This window comes from Micromonospora globispora, from assembly GCF_003857015.1.
Lineage (GTDB): Bacteria > Actinomycetota > Actinomycetes > Mycobacteriales > Micromonosporaceae > Micromonospora > Micromonospora globispora.
On record NZ_QGGF01000406.1, the window covers coordinates 1 to 15123 of the forward strand.

Annotated in this window: 15 protein-coding genes and 1 pseudogene; 10 read left to right on the forward strand and 6 right to left on the reverse strand. The window is 72.5% G+C overall.

Translation table 11 applies throughout. The features are described from left to right. Together DKL51_RS21700 and DKL51_RS21705 are read left to right on the forward strand one after the other, a co-directional pair. On the forward strand, positions 1 to 717 hold a 717-nt coding region (locus DKL51_RS21700), incomplete at its 5' end, for a TOMM precursor leader peptide-binding protein (RefSeq protein WP_148097823.1). A 10-nt stretch (positions 718 to 727) separates the two neighbouring features. After that, positions 728 to 2074 carry an ABC1 kinase family protein gene (locus DKL51_RS21705; RefSeq protein WP_109946806.1) on the forward strand — a complete coding sequence of 449 codons (1347 nt, stop codon included), beginning with the start codon at positions 728 to 730 and terminating at the stop codon, positions 2072 to 2074. A gap of 305 nt (positions 2075 to 2379) precedes the next feature. On the opposite strand, the gene DKL51_RS21710 is transcribed toward DKL51_RS21705, so the two are convergent. The 3 genes from DKL51_RS21710 to DKL51_RS21720 form a co-directional block, all read right to left on the reverse strand. Further along, positions 2380 to 2745, reverse strand: coding sequence for a WhiB family transcriptional regulator (locus DKL51_RS21710; RefSeq protein ID WP_109946807.1), 366 nt, complete (start codon positions 2743 to 2745; stop codon positions 2380 to 2382). Positions 2746 to 2877: 132 nt separating this feature from the next. Further along, positions 2878 to 3135 (reverse strand): hypothetical protein, encoded by a 258-nt coding sequence (locus DKL51_RS21715; RefSeq protein WP_109946820.1) that lies wholly within the window; start codon positions 3133 to 3135, stop codon positions 2878 to 2880. Positions 3136 to 3258: 123 nt separating this feature from the next. Next, the gene (locus DKL51_RS21720) at positions 3259 to 5418 is read right to left on the reverse strand and encodes an ATP-dependent DNA helicase UvrD2 (RefSeq protein ID WP_109946808.1); all 2160 of its coding nucleotides are present in this window, start codon (positions 5416 to 5418) and stop codon (positions 3259 to 3261) included. Between the two features lie 90 nt (positions 5419 to 5508). On the opposite strand from DKL51_RS21720, the gene DKL51_RS21725 reads away from it, so the two are divergent. The 4 genes from DKL51_RS21725 (at position 5509) to DKL51_RS21740 (ending at position 7714) form a co-directional block, all read left to right on the forward strand. After that, on the forward strand, positions 5509 to 5751 hold the full coding sequence (locus tag DKL51_RS21725; RefSeq protein ID WP_109946809.1) for a mycoredoxin: 243 nt from the start codon (positions 5509 to 5511) through the stop codon (positions 5749 to 5751). A gap of 197 nt (positions 5752 to 5948) precedes the next feature. Continuing rightward, positions 5949 to 6926, forward strand: a complete 978-nt coding sequence (locus DKL51_RS21730; RefSeq protein ID WP_109946810.1) for a helix-turn-helix domain-containing protein — start codon at positions 5949 to 5951, stop codon at positions 6924 to 6926. A gap of 68 nt (positions 6927 to 6994) precedes the next feature. Next, complete coding sequence (locus DKL51_RS21735; RefSeq protein WP_109946811.1) at positions 6995 to 7231, forward strand: DUF397 domain-containing protein; 237 nt, start codon at positions 6995 to 6997, stop codon at positions 7229 to 7231. Positions 7232 to 7450: 219 nt separating this feature from the next. Continuing rightward, positions 7451 to 7714, forward strand: coding sequence for a hypothetical protein (locus DKL51_RS21740; protein ID WP_109946812.1), 264 nt, complete (start codon positions 7451 to 7453; stop codon positions 7712 to 7714). Positions 7715 to 7860: 146 nt separating this feature from the next. On the opposite strand, the gene nudC is transcribed toward DKL51_RS21740, so the two are convergent. The 3 genes from nudC to DKL51_RS21755 all read right to left on the reverse strand — a co-directional run bounded on the left by nudC (position 7861) and on the right by DKL51_RS21755 (position 11628). Then, the gene (gene nudC / locus DKL51_RS21745; RefSeq protein ID WP_109946813.1) at positions 7861 to 8808 is read right to left on the reverse strand and encodes an NAD(+) diphosphatase; all 948 of its coding nucleotides are present in this window, start codon (positions 8806 to 8808) and stop codon (positions 7861 to 7863) included. Next, a complete protein-coding gene (locus tag DKL51_RS21750) occupies positions 8805 to 10142 on the reverse strand; it encodes a M16 family metallopeptidase (RefSeq protein ID WP_109946814.1) in 1338 nt (445 codons plus the stop codon). The genes nudC and DKL51_RS21750 overlap by 4 nt, the downstream gene beginning before the upstream one ends. A 175-nt stretch (positions 10143 to 10317) precedes the next feature. Next, positions 10318 to 11628 carry a M16 family metallopeptidase gene (locus DKL51_RS21755; RefSeq protein WP_124812424.1) on the reverse strand — a complete coding sequence of 437 codons (1311 nt, stop codon included), beginning with the start codon at positions 11626 to 11628 and terminating at the stop codon, positions 10318 to 10320. Between the two features lie 230 nt (positions 11629 to 11858). Between DKL51_RS21755 and DKL51_RS21760 the strand changes: the two genes are divergently transcribed. From DKL51_RS21760 to DKL51_RS21775, 4 genes and pseudogenes are all read left to right on the forward strand, one after another. Next, entirely contained in the window at positions 11859 to 12920 is a 1062-nt protein-coding gene (locus DKL51_RS21760; RefSeq protein ID WP_109946816.1) for an ABC transporter substrate-binding protein, read from the forward strand. After that, positions 12917 to 13696: an ABC transporter ATP-binding protein gene (locus tag DKL51_RS21765; protein WP_109946817.1), complete on the forward strand. Its 780-nt coding sequence runs from the start codon at positions 12917 to 12919 to the stop codon at positions 13694 to 13696. The genes DKL51_RS21760 and DKL51_RS21765 overlap by 4 nt, the downstream gene beginning before the upstream one ends. Beyond that, positions 13686 to 14570, forward strand: coding sequence for an ABC transporter permease (locus DKL51_RS21770; protein ID WP_109946818.1), 885 nt, complete (start codon positions 13686 to 13688; stop codon positions 14568 to 14570). Before DKL51_RS21765 ends, DKL51_RS21770 begins: the two co-directional genes overlap by 11 nt. A gap of 3 nt (positions 14571 to 14573) precedes the next feature. Beyond that, a pseudogene (locus DKL51_RS21775) lies at positions 14574 to 14996 on the forward strand (RrF2 family transcriptional regulator); the annotation flags it as partial. Positions 14997 to 15123: the final 127 nt, after the last annotated feature.

The window sequence follows — 15123 nt, forward strand, 5'->3', positions numbered from 1 at the left end:
GACCAGGACCCGGGCGGTCCGTCGGCGGCGCAGCACCTGGGCGGGCCGCTCGCCGTCGCGCTGGCGCAGGCCGGCGTCGGGCACCTGGATCCCGACCTGCCCGGCCCGGTCCGCCCGGGCGACCTGATCGGCACCGGCCTCACCGCCGCGGAGATCGGCCGGCCACTGAGCGCCACGCTCCGCGGCCTGCTCGCCCGGTCAGCACCCGGGACCGAGACCCGGCCGCTGCGCCGAAGCCCGATCGACCTGGTGGTCCAGCTCGGCACCGACCGGCCCGCCGCCCTGCTCGCCGCCCGGTACGCCCAGCGCCGCCAGCCGCATCTGCTGGTCGGCCTGCGCGGCGGCGTGCCGGTGGTCGGTCCCCTGGTCCGGCCGCCGGTCGGGCCCTGTCTGAACTGCGTCGACCTGCACCGGGTCGACCGGGATCCGGACTGGCCGGCGCTCGCCGCCCAACTCGCCGCCGACGACCCGGACCAGGCGTGCGCCGCCAGCACCGTGCTCGCCGCGGTGGCGTACGCGGCCGCGGAGGCGCTGGCCCACCTGGACGGCGGTACCCCGGAAACGCTCGGCTGCGCGGTCGAGATAGGCGGCGCCGGACGCTTCCGCAGGCGGGTCTGGCCGCCGCATCCCTCCTGCGGGTGTGCGGGAAACCGGAGATCAGGCTCAGTACCGCCCCAGCCGGGCTTCGTAGCAGCAGCGGGGCCGCCGAGTCGGTAACAATGACCGGGTGACCGACATCCCGCGCCGGGCCGTGTCCCGGACCGCCAAGCTCGCCGCCCTGCCGCTCGGCTTCGCCGGTCGGACCGTCCTCGGGATGGGCAAGCGGGTCACCGGGCTCGCGTCCGACGTCATCTCCGCCGAGATCCAGCAGCGCACCGCCGAGCAGCTGTTCAGCGTGCTGGGCCAGCTCAAGGGCGGGGCGATGAAGTTCGGCCAGGCGCTGTCGGTCTTCGAGGCGGCGCTGCCGGAGGAGATCGCCGGTCCGTACCGCCAGGCGCTCACCAAGCTCCAGGAGGCCGCCCCGCCACTGCCCGCGGCGACCGTGCACAAGGTGCTCGCCGAGCAGTTGGGGCCGGACTGGCGGGACCGCTTCGTGGAGTTCAACGACACCCCCGCCGCCGCGGCCAGCATCGGCCAGGTGCACCGCGCGATCTGGCGGGACCCGGGGTACGGCCCGGCCGGCGCCCCGAACCACCGGGACGTGGCGGTGAAGATCCAGTACCCGGGCGCCGGGGACGCCCTGCTCGCTGACCTGAAGCAGCTCTCCCGGCTGGGCGGGATGTTCCGCGCGATCCAGCCCGGGCTGGACGTCAAGCCGCTCCTTGCTGAGCTGCGCGAACGGATCACCGAGGAGCTCGACTACGAGCTGGAGGCCGAGTCGCAGCGCGCCTTCGCGGCCGCGTACGAGGACGACCCGGAGATCTTCATCCCGGAGGTGCTCGACGCCTCGCCCCGGGTACTGATCACCGAGTGGGTCCAGGGCACCCCGCTGGCGCAGATCATCCGCGAGGGTACGGAGGAGCAGCGCGACGAGGCCGGGCGGCTGATGGCCGTCCTGCACCTGTCGGCCCCGATGCGGGCCGGTCTGCTGCACGCCGACCCGCACCCGGGCAATTTCCGGCTGCTGTCGGACGGCCGGCTCGGGGTGATCGACTTCGGTGCGGTGGCCCGGATGCCGGAGGGCACACCCGAACCGATCGGCCGCATCGCCGCGCTGGCCCTGCGCGAGGACGCGGAGGGGGTGGTGGCGGGCCTGCGCGAGGAGGGCTTCGTCAACGCCACCGAGCCGATCGACGGCGAGGCGCTCCTGGACTTCCTTCGCCCGATGCTCGAGCCGATCGCCTCAGACGAGTTCCGGTTCACCCGGGCCTGGCTGCGGGCCGAGGCCGCCCGGCTGGCCAACCCCCGCTCACCTGCCCACCAGCTCGGCCGGCAGCTCAACCTGCCCCCGTCGTACCTGATGATCCACCGGGTGACGCTCGGCTCGATCGGGGTGCTCTGCCAGCTGGAGGCCAAGGCGCCGTACCGGGCGATCCTGGAACGCTGGCTGCCCGGCTTCGCCCCGGTGGCGTGAGGCGGGCGAAAAGACGCCGAGGGGCGGCGGCCGGATCTCCGGCCGCCGCCCCTCTTCTCGGTACGGATCTAGAGAGTGCCCAGGTCGCGAGCCGACTGGCTCCGGCTCTTCATGGCGACGGTACGGGCGGAACGGGTTGCCTCAGTGCTCGTGGTGGTACGACCGGCCTGAGGCCGGCGCATTCGAGCCCGGGACAACGCTTCGTGGAGTAGTTGCATCTCGGTTCCATTCGGCAGGTGCAGCATGGGTCTCAGCTTTCTCACGGCCGGTATGACACCGGCGGGGACGTGCGGATCGGGAAGTTGTCAGGCCGCCAGCCGGACCGTGTTACGCGACTTGGACAGCCCACTGGCCGCCAGTCGCGCCTCGGCCTCGACCCGAAGAGCGGCGTCACGGGCGACGTCCTCCTTGCGCGGACGGCCACGGGGCCGCTTGCGCGGAACGACCGCGCCACGCTCGAAGATCTCGCCACCCCAGACGCCCCAGGGCTCGACCCGCTCCACCGCACCGGCGAGGCACTCGACGCGCAGCGGGCAGTCCCCGCAGAGCGACTTGGCCAGCTCGAGCTCGGCAGGCGAGTCGGAGAACCACAGGTCGGGGTCGAACTTCCGGCAGGGCAGGTTCGCCTCCACCTCGACGGTCACGTCGAGCGGGGCCAACGCCAGACTCATCGCCCGGTCACCTCTCTCTCACTTCGATCTCGTGGATCGCATTTCCGACTACTTCGGCGGGGCAAAAAACTGAGGCCGCGGATCCCGGTATGCGGGTTCCGCGGCCTCGAGGTGAGCCGGTGGTCTGATGATTCAGACCGGTCTACCTCGAGGTGGAACGCCGCGGACATCCGTGCGCTTCTTGGCGACACCGATGCCCATGCCCGTGAAGCCACTGGTGCCCTCGACTCCGGCAATCGGCGCGACGGTCAGGTTCAGCTCGGCCTGAACCTGGACCTGGTGCACCTGCGGAACCGACGGTCGCGTGGCGGCAAGGGCCACCCGGACAGCCGACAGCGGAGCGCGGGCAGCTGGCATCGCCGCCGGACGCTCATAGGTGAAGATCTCCACGGGTGCCACCTCCCTCACGTTCCTCGTGCCGACTCGGTCTCAGCCCTCGTGAGCAGCCGGAATTGCGCCGCTCGCGAGGTGTGCCATGAGGCTATTCCTCGCCTCCGGGCGAGGGCAAACGATTTACGGCGAGTTTTCGAAACTTTTCTGCGGGCAGACGTCGTCCACCGCCGCGCCCCCCACAAGGGCCAGCACGGTATCCCCGTAAAGACCCAGTTTGCGGGGGCCGATCCCGGCGATTGCGACCAGTTCCTCGGTGCGTCCGGGCTTCCGCTCGGCCAGCGCGGTCAGCGTGGCGTCGGTGAAGACCACGTAAGCGGGGATCTTCTGCGCGCCGGCGACCCGCTGCCGCCACTCCCGCAGCCGCTCGTAGAGCTCTTCGTCGATATCGGACGGACAGGTCGGGCAGCGGCCCAGCTTGCGGTCGGCGCCGGCGAGCAGGGTCGCGCCGCAGATCCGGCAGGAGACCACCTGGGTGCGCCGCCGCTCGGTCCGCCGCACCGTGCCGGCACCGGCCCGCTCGGTGCCGCCCGACCGGTCCAGCTGGGGCAGGAACCGGGACGGCCGCCGAGCCCGTCCGCCCGGCGAGCGGGCCACCGCGTACGACAACCACAGCCATTCCCGGGCCCGGGTGATCCCGACGTAGAGCAGCCGTCGCTCCTCCTCGACCTGCTCGGGGGTCTTCGCGTACGTGGTGGGCAGGGTGCCCTCGGACAGGCCGACCAGGAACACCGCGTCCCACTCCAGGCCCTTGGCGGAGTGCAGCGAGGCCAGGGTCACCCCCTCGACGGTGGGCACGTGCTGCTGGGCGGCGCGGCGGGCCAGTTCCTCGTTGAAGTCGCCCAGCGTCACCGGCCGCTCCACTGCGGCGGCCTGGCCGATCGGCAGCACCTCCGGCGTCGAGGCGTACTCCTCGGCGAGCTGGACCAGGGCGGCCAGCGCCTCCCAGCGTTCCCGGGCCGCGCCACCGGCAGGCGGGGCGTCGGGCGCCCAGCCGACCGCGCCGAGCGCCTCCACCACGGCGACCGGCAACGGCGTCTCCCCCGGGATCGACCGGGTGGCGGCACGCAACGCCACCATCGCCTGCCGCACCTCGGGCCGCTCGAAGAAGCGTTCCGCCCCCTGCACCACGTACGGCACCTGGGCCTCGCTGAGCGCCTTCTCGTACGCCTCGGACTGCGCGTTGGTGCGGAACAGCACCGCGATCTCCCGGGCCGGGGTACCACCGTCGATGAGCGCCCGGCAGCGGGCGGCGACCGCGTTGGCCTCGGCCGGCTCGTCGGTGAAGATCCGCAGGTCCGGCTCCGGGCCCGGTGGCCGCTGCCCGTGCAGTTCCAGCCGGAGCCGGGCCTCGGCGCCGCGCGCCTGCGAGATCACCGCGTTGGCCAGGCCGACCACCTGCGGGGTGGAGCGGTAGTCCCTTACCAGCCGGACCACGGTGGCGTGGCGGTACCGGCGCGGGAAGTCGACCAGGTACGACGAGGTGGCCCCGGTGAACGAGTAGATGGTCTGGCTGGCGTCGCCGACCACGGTGAGATCGTCCCGCCCGCCCAGCCAGGCCTCCAGCAGCCGCTGCTGGAGCGGGTTGACGTCCTGGTACTCGTCGACGACGAAGTGCCGGTACTGGCCGCGGACCTGCTCGGCGACGTCGGGGTGCTCCTCGATGCCCCAGACCGCGGCCCGGAGCATGTCCTCGAAGTCGATCACGCCGTTGCCGCGCTTGATCTTCTCGTACGCGGCGAAGACCTCGGCCACCTTCGTCGGCTCGTACGGGGTGTCCCGCAGGGCCTTGGCCGCCGCGATCACGTACTCCCCCGGCTCGACCAGGGACGACTTGGCCCACTCGATCTCCCCGGCCAGGTCCCGGGCGGCGGCTCGGTCGGCCCGCAGTCCCACCTTGGCGGCGGCGAGGGTGACCACCCGGACCTTGCTGTCCAGCAGCTCCGGCATGGCCCGCCCCTCCAACAGCCGGGGGGCGAAGTAGCGCACCTGACGCAGCGCCGCCGCGTGGAAGGTGCGGGCCTGCACGCCGCCGACGCCGAGTGCGGTGAGCCGGGCCCGCATCTCGGCGGCGGCGCGGGCGGTGAAGGTGACAGCCAGCACGTGCCGGGCGGAGATGCCACCGGTGAGCGCGCGGTGCGCGATCCGGGAGGTCACCGCGCGGGTTTTGCCGGTCCCGGCGCCGGCCAGGATGCAGACCGGACCGGCCGGGGCGGTCACCGCGGACCGCTGCTCCGGATCCAGTCCGGCCAGCACCCGTTCCGCCGCTGAGTGAACCGCCACAGCCAGGAATCATCTCAGGCTCCCCCGACGTTGCAGCGATAGCCTGGCTTGATCGTGAGCCGCCGGACCGGATCGTTGGAGGATCTCAGCATGTTGACGATGTATTCCACCCCGTGGTGCGGCTACTGCCACCGGCTGAAGTCGCAGCTCGACCGGGAGGGCATCGGGTACGAGGTGGTCGACATCGAGCAGGACCCGAAGGCCGCGGAGTTCGTGATGAGCGTCAACGGCGGCAACCAGACGGTCCCGACCCTGCGGTTCGCCGACGGAAGCGCCCTCACCAACCCGTCGATCACCCAGGTCAAGCAGCACCTCGCCAGCATCGGCGGCTGACCCCCGCCTCGGCCTGCCAAGAGCGGCCGCCCCTCCGGGGCGGCCGCTCTTCGCGTCTTTCGTCCTCTTTTTGTCCGAAGACACGCCCTCGCGCGGACCGCCGGCACCGGACCCGGCCGTCCATACTGACCGTGGGGGCCGAATTTCAGACGGTTACCGTCGCCTCCGAACGACGGTCGATGGAGAAGAGGACAACCGTGCCTCCTGCCGCACCGAGCCCGATCCTGCGCCGACGCAGGCTGGGCACCGAGCTGCGCCGGCTGCGCGAGGCCGCCGGTCTCACCGGGGACCAGGTCATCGAGCGGATCGGCTGGGCGTCCGCGTCCAAGCTGTCCCGTCTGGAGAACGGCCGCAGCCGCCCCGACCCGGCGGACGTCGCCGATTTGCTGACGCTCTACAAGGTCGACGACGAGCTGCGTGACGAGCTGCTGGGCATCACCCGGGAAGCCGGGGACATGCGCGGCTGGCTGCGCAACTTCCCGGTGATGACCCAGCAGCAGCGCGGCTTCGCCGAACTGGAGGCGGGCTGCGCGCAGATCTGGGAGTACAACCCGGTCCTCGTACCCGGCCTGCTACAGACCCCCGGGTACGCCCGGTACCGGATCATCTCGGCGTCCCAGGTCGCCGACGAGGCCGGCGAGCCGGACGTCGAGGATCCGGAGACCGAGGTACGCGCCCGGCTGGCCCGGCAGTCGCTGCTCACCCGTTCCCCCGACGCGCCCCGCTACACCGCGGTGCTGGAGGAGGCGGCCCTCGGCCGGCGGGCCGGCCCGCCGGAGGTGCTGCGGGAGCAGCTCGTCCAGCTCTGCGACCTGGCCATGCTGCCGAACGTCACCCTGCACCTGCTGCTGCGGGACACCCGGGTCGCCGACTGGTACCTGCCGCCGACGGCCTTCTCGGTCTACCGCTTCGCCGATCCCCTCGATCCGGAGACGCTCGCGATCGAAGGTGGCTTCACCGACGTCATGTCGACCGAGGTAAACACCCTAAATCGCTATAAAGTGGTGTTCGAGTGGCTGTGCTCGGCGGCGCTCTCCGCATCGGACACCCTCTCCTGGCTCATCGAGGCGACCGGACGGCAGACCGACCCCGCCGGGTCCACAGTGGCGCCGGGTTCGGTGGCCGCACCGGTCCAACGCCGCCGCGCGCCGGGCCCGCTGACGACCGACCGCTGACCGCCGCACCCGCCGTCCGACCCGCGGCTTCACTCGCCCATCGGAGCAGTCCACATCAGGAGTAGAAGATGAACGAGATCCGCACCGGTTCGTCCGACCTCGCCCGGCATCTCGCCGACGCCCCGTGGCGCACCAGCACGCGCAGCCAGACCTCCAACTGCGTCGAGGTCGCCCCGCTGGGCACCGGGGCAGCGGTCGCGCTGCGGGACAGCAAGGACCGGGGCGGCCCGGTGCTGCTGTTCAGCCGGGCCCAGTGGCGGGGCTTCCTCGCCGGCGCCAAGAACGGGCAGTTCGACCTGACCTGAACCGGCGAGTGTCCGGGGCCGTCGGCATCGCGCCGGCGGCCCCGTCGCGTGTCCATCCGCGACAACCCTGTTGACCAGGGGGTCCCCCGATCGGTCGACGCCCGTCATCGATAGTCGAGTTTCACTTGCTGGGACCAGCGCCGCGCGTAACATGACGAAAGAGTGACGTGGAAGTTCCAGAGCGTGCTCGTCCGTCGCGTTTCGTCCGGGGGAACACCCATGCGGTTCCTGATCGTTCGCACCGACATCCGCACGGCCGCGGAGACCGACATGGCGGCCGTCTGGGCCGGCGGCGGCCGGCTGCGGGACGAGACGACCACGCCGGAGCCGCGCCGTCAGGTGGTGCACGCCGAGGACCGGGACGCCGCACTGCTGCTGGCCCGGGCGCTCTCCACCGTGGGCGCGGTCCGCGCCGGAAAGCAACGGGTCAAGGTACTCCCGATCGAGGACCGCGACCCGGGCGATCCGTACCGCTGGACCTGACCCGCACCCGACGTCCGTCGTGGTCGGACCGGCGCTCCCCCGCCGGGCCCCGTGCTCCATCCGTCCACGACGGCCCGTGTTCCCGGCCCGTGTCCGCCGCGGCAACGACGGTCACGGGCCGGGGCCCCGTCCGGCCGGGCCCGGGCTCAGCAGTGGCCGTCGAGCCAGCGGTGGATGAGGAACAGGGCGATCGAGGAGGGCGGCGGGAGGACCAGGCGGTTGCCCTCACCGACGTCGACCGGGTGGCCGGCGAGGGCCGTGCCGATCTCGCGCCGGGTGAACCAGCGGGCGTGGGCGATCTCCGCCGGGTCGACCCGGACCGGCTCGTCCGCGTCGGCCCGGGCCAGGAAGCCCAGCATCAGCGAGCCGGGAAACGGCCAGGCCTGGCTGCCCGCGTACGCGATCTCCTCGACCGCGACGCCCACCTCCTCGCTGACCTCGCGGAGCACGGCGGCCTCCGCCGACTCCCCCGGCTCGACGTAGCCGGCGAGGCAGGAGTAGCGGCGCTCGCCCGGGGTGCTCGCCCACATGGCGTTGTTGCCGAGCAAGCAGCGACCCTCCGGGCCGCCCACCCCGTCGTGCACCAGCACGATCATCGCCGGGTCGGTACGCGGCCAGACCCGGTCGCCGTCCGGGTCGATCCGCGACCACCCGGCCTCGTCCACCTGGGTCGGGTGCCCGGTGACCGAGGAGTAGCCGTGCCGGACGTGCCAGTTGAGCAGGGCGAGCGCGGTGGTGAAGATACCGGCGTCCCGGTCGACCAGCAGGTGACCCACCTCGCGCAGGCTGACCGCCCGGGTGTCGGGCAACTCCGGCAGCGGGCCGTCCACCGCGAAGACCGGTACGCCGTCCGGCTCCACGCCGAGGAACATCGGCACCGACCGGGGCACGGCCGGCAGGTCGCCGGAGTCGAGCAGCACCAGGGCCGGCGGGGCGGCCTCCCCACGGACCAGCGCGCGGCCCTCCTGCGTCGAGTCCAGCACCAGCACCCGGGCCCGCTCCCACGCCTCGGCGAGCCAACCCGGGTCGGTACGCCGATGCGCCGCCCGGTCCAGCGTGGACCGGGCGAGCGGCGGGGCGGTCTCTCCGCTCACGCCGGTTCCGTCCGGACCGCGGTCAGGGCGGCCAGCGGACCGGCGACCCGCTCGGCGTCGCCGAGCACCACGGTGACCGCCTTCGCCGGGGACAGGTAGCGGGCGGCCGCCTCGGCGACGTCGTCGGCCGTCGCCCTGGCCAGCCGGGCGGCGTGCTCGGCGAGGAAGTCCAGGCGCAGCCCGTTGCCGGCGTACGCGCTGGTCAGCGAGGCGAGCCCGGCCTGGGTGGACATGCCGAGCTGGAGCGTGCCGAGGGCGTACTGGCGGGCCTGCTCCAGCTCGTCCGGCTTGGGCGGCAGCGCGGCGAGCCGGCCCAGCTCGTACATGGTCTCCAGCAGCGCCGGAGCGGTCACCTCGGTGGCCACCTCGGCGGACGCGACCAGCACCGACCCGGCCACCGAGTGCTCGACCAGTGAGTGCGGGCCGTAGGTGTAGCCCTTGTCCTCGCGGATGTTCTCCACCCAACGGGAGGAGAAGTAGCCGCCGAAGAGCAGGTTGGCCAGTTGCAGCGCGGCGTGGTCGGGGTGGGTGCGCGGGACGGCCGGCAGGGCGACCCGCAGCGAGGACTGCACCGAGCCGGGCCGGTCGACCAGCAGCAGCGGGCCGGGCTCCAGCGGCGGGGCGGGCGGCAGCTCGGCCGGGTGGCCGTCGCCCTGCCACACCGAAAGGGCCTGTTCGGCGGCGTCCAGCGCGCGATCCGGGTGTACGTCCCCGACCAGCACCAGCACCGCACCGGCCGGGTGCACCCGCTCGGCGTGCAGCCGGCGCAGCGCGGGCGGCTTGACCGCGCGGACGTGCTCCGGCTCCGGCGTCTGCACCGCGTACGGGTGCTTGCCGTAGATCCGCTTGAGCAGGGCGGTGCGGGCCAGGTGCGCGGGCTGGCTCTGGGCGACCTGGATCCGGTCGATCAGCCGGTCCCGCTCGGTGCCGACCCAGTCCGCCGGGTAGGTGGCGTTGGTGAGGACGTCGGTGAGGATCTCCAACATCCGGCCCAGGCCGGTGGCCAGCCCGGCGCCGGAGAGCATCAGCCGGTCCGGGTCGAGGCCGGCGGACAGCCCGCCGCCGACCTTCTGCAGCTCGGCGGCGATCTGCGTGGCGGTCTTCGTCTCGGTGCCGGAGAGGATGGTCTGCGCGAGCATCGCGCCGCGGGCCAGGTGGGTACGGCCGAACGGCATCCAGAGCCGCAGCTCGACCAGGGGTACGGCGGGTCGGCGTACGGCGATCACGGTGAGCCCGTTGGCCAGCGTCCGCTCGGCCTGTTTGGGCAGCTTGAGCTTGCGGGTGGGCCCGAGCGGCGGCAGCGGCCGGGTCCCGGTCTCCACGGTTGCCGTCACTGGCCCTCCTCCGTTCGCGACTGCGGGGCTCGCAAACCCGGCTCACTCCTCGCGCTCACCGGGCTCTTCTTCGTTCGCGACTGCGGGGCTCGCAAACCCGGCTCACTCCTCGCGCTCACCGGGCCCGTCTTCGTTCGCGACTGCGGGGCTCGCAAACCCGGCTCACTCCTCGCGCTCACCGGGCACCGCCGGCGATGACCTCGATGGACGCGCGGCGCTCGGGCCGCAGGCTGGCGGCGGCGGCGCGTACCTGCTCCTCGGTGACCTCGCCCACCAGCCGGGGCAGCTCGTTGAGCAGGCCCGGCTCGCCGCGTTGCTGTTCGAGCACGGCCATCCGCAGCGCCCGGCCGAGCACCGCGTCGGTGTCCCGCAGCAGGTGGGTGGCCATGCGGGCCTGGGTGCGGTCCAGCTCGCCCTCGGTGAGCCCGTCGGTCGCGAGCCGGTCCAGCTCCTCGTCGATGGTGCGCAGCACCTTGTCGACGTCGCCGCCGGGTGGCAGGTGGGCCTGGAGCAACAGGGCGGTGGGGTCGCGCACGTCGAACGGGTCGCCCATGAAGCCGAGGTAGCCGCCGAGGCTGGTGACCGTGCGGTCGCGCTGGACCAACCGCTCGACCAGCCGGGAGGCATCCCCGTCGGTGAGCACCTCGGCCAGCACCACGTACGCCAGGTAGCCGGCGAAGTCGGTCACCGGGTCGGGCACCCGCCAGGCCCCGGCCACCGCCGGCAGCGGGGCCAGCTTGTCGGTGTACGACGTGCGTCGCTCGGCGGTCAGGTCCGGTTCGGCGAAGTCGGGACGCTCCGGCGCGGGCCGGGCCGGCACGTCGCCGAAGTGGCGCTCGATCAGCTCGGTCGCCTCGGCCACGTCGATGTCGCCGCTCACCGCCAGCACCGCGTTGCCGCTGGCGTAATAGCGGCGGAAGAAGTCGGCCGCGTCGGCGACGGTGGCCGACTCCAGGTCGTCGAAGGAGCCGTAGCCGTCGTGCGCGTTCGGGAAGGTGTCGAACATGACCGGCGGAAGGGTCAGCCAGGGGAACCCGCCGTACGGCCGGTTGAGCACGTTGACCCGGATCTCCTCCTTGACCACGTCGACCTGGTTGCGCAGGTTCTCCTCGGTCAGCCGGGGGCCGCGCATCCGGTCGGCCTCGAGGAAGAGCGCCCGTTCGAGGGCGTTGCTCGGCAGCGTCTCGAAGTAGTCGGTGTAGTCCAGGTGGGTGGAGCCGTTGAAGGTGCCCCCGGCGCCCTGCACGTGCCGGAAGTGGGCCAGCTTCTCCAGGTTCTCCGAGCCCTGGAACATCAGGTGTTCGAAGAGGTGCGCGAAGCCGGTACGCCCCTCGGGCTCGGAGCGGATGCCGACGTCGTAGACCACCGCCACCCCGTTCACCGGGGCGCTGCGGTCGGGGGTGAGCACCACCCGCAGGCCGTTGTCGAGGGTGAACCGCTCGACCGGGTACGTCGTCGCTGGAATCTTCGCTCTGCGCGTCGGCACGAGATCGACCTTAACGCGCCGGCACCCCACGTACCGGGGTCCTGCCGGCAGCGGCGGACGGCGTCGCCGGCGTGCTCCGGACCGTGGCGGCAGCCGAGGGGCCGACCGGTGCCGCAAACCCGACCATACGGGTAGGAGTTGCGGGGAATTCTGAGATGGGTCTTGACGCCGCTCCGACCTTGCTCCACTGTTCCTACTAACTAAGTAGGAATACTGGGATTGGACACACGATGAGACGCCTCCCCTTCCGTCGGCTGGTCTCCCTGGCCACCCTCGCCGTCGTCGGCGCGGCCACCCTGGGCACCACCGCGGCCTGCGGCGACGACTCCGACGCCGCTGCCGGCTCCGGGCCGGTGACCCTGCGGCTGGGCTACTTCCCGAACATCACCCACGCCCCGGCCGTGGTCGGCGTGGAGAAGGGGATCTTCAAGGAGAAGCTCGGCAGCGGCGTGACCCTGGAGACCAAGACCTTCAACGCCGGCCCGGCGGCCATCGAGGCGATCTTCTCCGGCGCGCTGGACGCCACGTACATCGGTCCGAACCCGACGGTGAACGCCTTCTCCAAGTCCAAGGGCGAAGCGGTCCGCGTCGTCTCCGGCGCCGCCTCGGGCGGGGTGGCGCTGGTGGTGAAGCCGGAGATCACCTCGGTCGAGCAGCTGCGCGGCAAGAAGATCGCCACCCCGCAGCTCGGCAACACCCAGGACGTGGCGCTGCGCTACTGGCTCAAGGAGAAGGGCCTGAAGACCACCAAGGAGGGCGGCGGCGACGTACAGGTCGTCCCGCAGGAGAACGCGCAGACGGTGGAGACCTTCACCAGCGGCGCGATCGACGGCGCCTGGGTGCCCGAGCCGTACGTCTCCCGGCTGGTCAACGCCGGCGGCAAGGTGCTCGTCGACGAGCGCGACCTCTGGCCGGACAAGAAGTTCGTCATCACCAACCTGATCGTCAGCACCAAGTTCCTCAAGGCCCACCCCGACGTGGTGAAGAAGCTGGTCGAGGGGCAGGTCGCCGCGAACGACTTCGTCAACACCAAGCCGGAGGAGGCCCAGCAGGCCGTCTCCGACCACATCGGCAAGATCACCGGCAAGCCGCTGGACGTCAAGCTGATCAAGCAGGCATGGCCCACCCTGGAGTTCACCAACGACCCGATCGCGTCCTCGCTGAAGACCGGCCTGGACCACGCGGTCGCCGTCGAGCTGACCCAGCCGGTCGACCTGAACGGCCTCTACGACCTGACGTACCTCAACGAGGTGCTCAAGGCGCAGGGCGAGCCCGAGGTCAGCCAGCCGTGACGGCGACCACCACCACGTCCCGCGGCGCGACCGGCTCGGTCGCGCTGCAGGGCGTGACCAAGGTGTACGGCCACGGCGACAACGCCGTCCTGGCCCTGGACGGGGTGTCGCTGGACGTCGCCCCCGGCGAGTTCGTCTGCCTGGTCGGCGCCTCCGGCTGCGGCAAGAGCACGCTGCTCAACCTGGTCGCCGGGCTGGACCGGCTCAGCGGCGGGCGGATCGAGCTCGGCGACGGGGTCAATCCCGGCCTGATGTTCCAGGAGCCGGCGCTCTTCCCCTGGCTCACCGTCGACGCCAACGTCGAGGTGCCGTTGAAGCTGCGCGGGCTACCCCGGCCGGAGCGCCGGGCGAAGGTTGCCGAACTGCTGCGTACCGTCCACCTCGCTGACTTCGGCCGCAAGCGCCCGCACCAGCTCTCCGGCGGGATGCGGCAACGGGTGGCGCTGGCCCGCACCCTCGCCCTGGACACTCCGGTGCTGCTGATGGACGAGCCGTTCGGCGCGCTCGATGCGATGACCCGGGACATCCTCCACGACGAGCTGGAACGCATCTGGTCCGAGCGGCAGCTCAGCGTGCTCTTCGTGACCCACAACGTCCGCGAGGCGGCCCGCCTCGCCGACCGGATCATCCTGCTCTCCAGTCGGCCCGGCCGGATCATCTGGTCCACCCGGGTCGACGTGCCCCGGCCCCGACGCATCGACTCCCCGGAGATCGCGTCCATCGCCGCCGAGGTCACCGACCGCCTGCGTACGGAGGTAGGCCGCCATGGCCAGTGACACGCTCGCCGGGATCCCGCGTACCGACGCGGAGATCTCCGGACTGGACGCGCTGGAGATCGCCGGCCGGGAGAAGGGGCCGTCCCGGCTGCGCCGCACCTGGTCGGCGACCTGGCCGAAGCTGGCCGCGCTCGCGCTGGCCATCGGCATCTGGCAGGCGGTGGTCTGGACCGGCTGGAAGGACCCGTGGGCGCTGCCCGGGCCGGCCGTGGTCTTCGCGGACCTGGGCCACTATCTCGTCAGCCCCGCGCTCTGGGACGGCCTCGCCACCACGGCCCGGCGGGCCGCCGTCGGCTTCGCCGCCGCGGTCGCCGTCGGGTTGCTGCTCGGCCTGGCCGTGGCCCGGGTGAAGGTGCTCCGGGCCGCGCTCGGCTCGATGATCACCGCGTTGCAGACCATGCCGTCGATTGCCTGGTTCCCGCTCGCCATCCTGCTGTTCCAGCTCAGCGAGCAGGCGATCTTCTTCGTGGTGGTGCTGGGCGCCGCCCCGTCGGTCGCCAACGGCGTGATCCACGGCGTCGACTACGTACCGCCGCTGCTGGTCCGGGCCGGCCGGAACCTCGGCGCCCGCGGGCTCGGCCTCTACCGGTACGTCATCGCGCCGGCCGCGCTGCCGGCCATCGTCGCCGGGCTGAAGCAGGGCTGGGCGTTCGCCTGGCGCAGCCTGATGGCCGGCGAGCTGCTGGTCGTCATCGCCACTCGCACGTCGATCGGCGCCCAGCTCACCTACGCCCGGGAACTCAACGAGGCACCCCGGCTGATGGCCATCATGATCGTCATCCTGGTGGTCGGTCTGCTGGTCGATTCCGCCTTCGGCGCCGCCGACAAGGCGATCCGGCGCCGGTGGGGCGTGCTGGACCAGGCCGGAAACTGAGACGTGTACGTCTCCGCCCGCGCCGACTATGCGCTCCGGGCCATGCTCGCCGTCGCCGACGCCGCCGGTCCCGCCGGCGACGGGGGGTACGGCGGCGGCGAGCTGGTCAAGGCGGCGAACCTGGCCGCAAGCCAGGGCATCCCGCTCAGCTTCCTCCAGGTCATCCTGCTCGACCTGCGTCGGGCCGGGCTGCTGCACAGCCACCGCGGCACCGAGGGCGGCTACGCGCTGTCCCGCCCCGCGGCGGAGATCACCGTCGGCGACGTGCTGCGCGCCGTCGGCGGCACGCTGACCAGCGTGCGGGGCCTGCCGGCGCAACGCGCCGGCTACCGAGGGGTGGCCACCGCGCTGCGGGACGTCTGGCTGGCGGTGGACGGGGCGATCGCCCTGGTGGTCGACCGGACCACCCTCGCCGACCTGCTGGCCGACCACCAGGATGACGATCATGATGGCCATCAGCCGGGGTGCCTCGTTGAGTTCCCGGGCGTAGGTGAGCTGGGCGCCGATCGACGTGCGAGTGGCGATGACGATGGCCAGCAGCAGCACGGCGATC

Excerpts from the sequence above, each read along its gene's own strand:
- DKL51_RS21710 (WP_109946807.1), bottom strand. The coding sequence starts at position 2,745 with ATGAGTCTGGCGTTGGCCCCGCTCGACGTGACCGTCGAGGTGGAGGCG.
- DKL51_RS21725 (WP_109946809.1), top strand. The coding sequence starts at position 5,509 with ATGTTGACGATGTATTCCACCCCGTGGTGCGGCTACTGCCACCGGCTG.
- DKL51_RS21735 (WP_109946811.1), top strand. The coding sequence starts at position 6,995 with ATGAACGAGATCCGCACCGGTTCGTCCGACCTCGCCCGGCATCTCGCC.
- DKL51_RS21740 (WP_109946812.1), top strand. The coding sequence starts at position 7,451 with ATGCGGTTCCTGATCGTTCGCACCGACATCCGCACGGCCGCGGAGACC.
- DKL51_RS21760 (WP_109946816.1), top strand. The coding sequence starts at position 11,859 with ATGAGACGCCTCCCCTTCCGTCGGCTGGTCTCCCTGGCCACCCTCGCC.
- DKL51_RS21770 (WP_109946818.1), top strand. The coding sequence starts at position 13,686 with ATGGCCAGTGACACGCTCGCCGGGATCCCGCGTACCGACGCGGAGATC.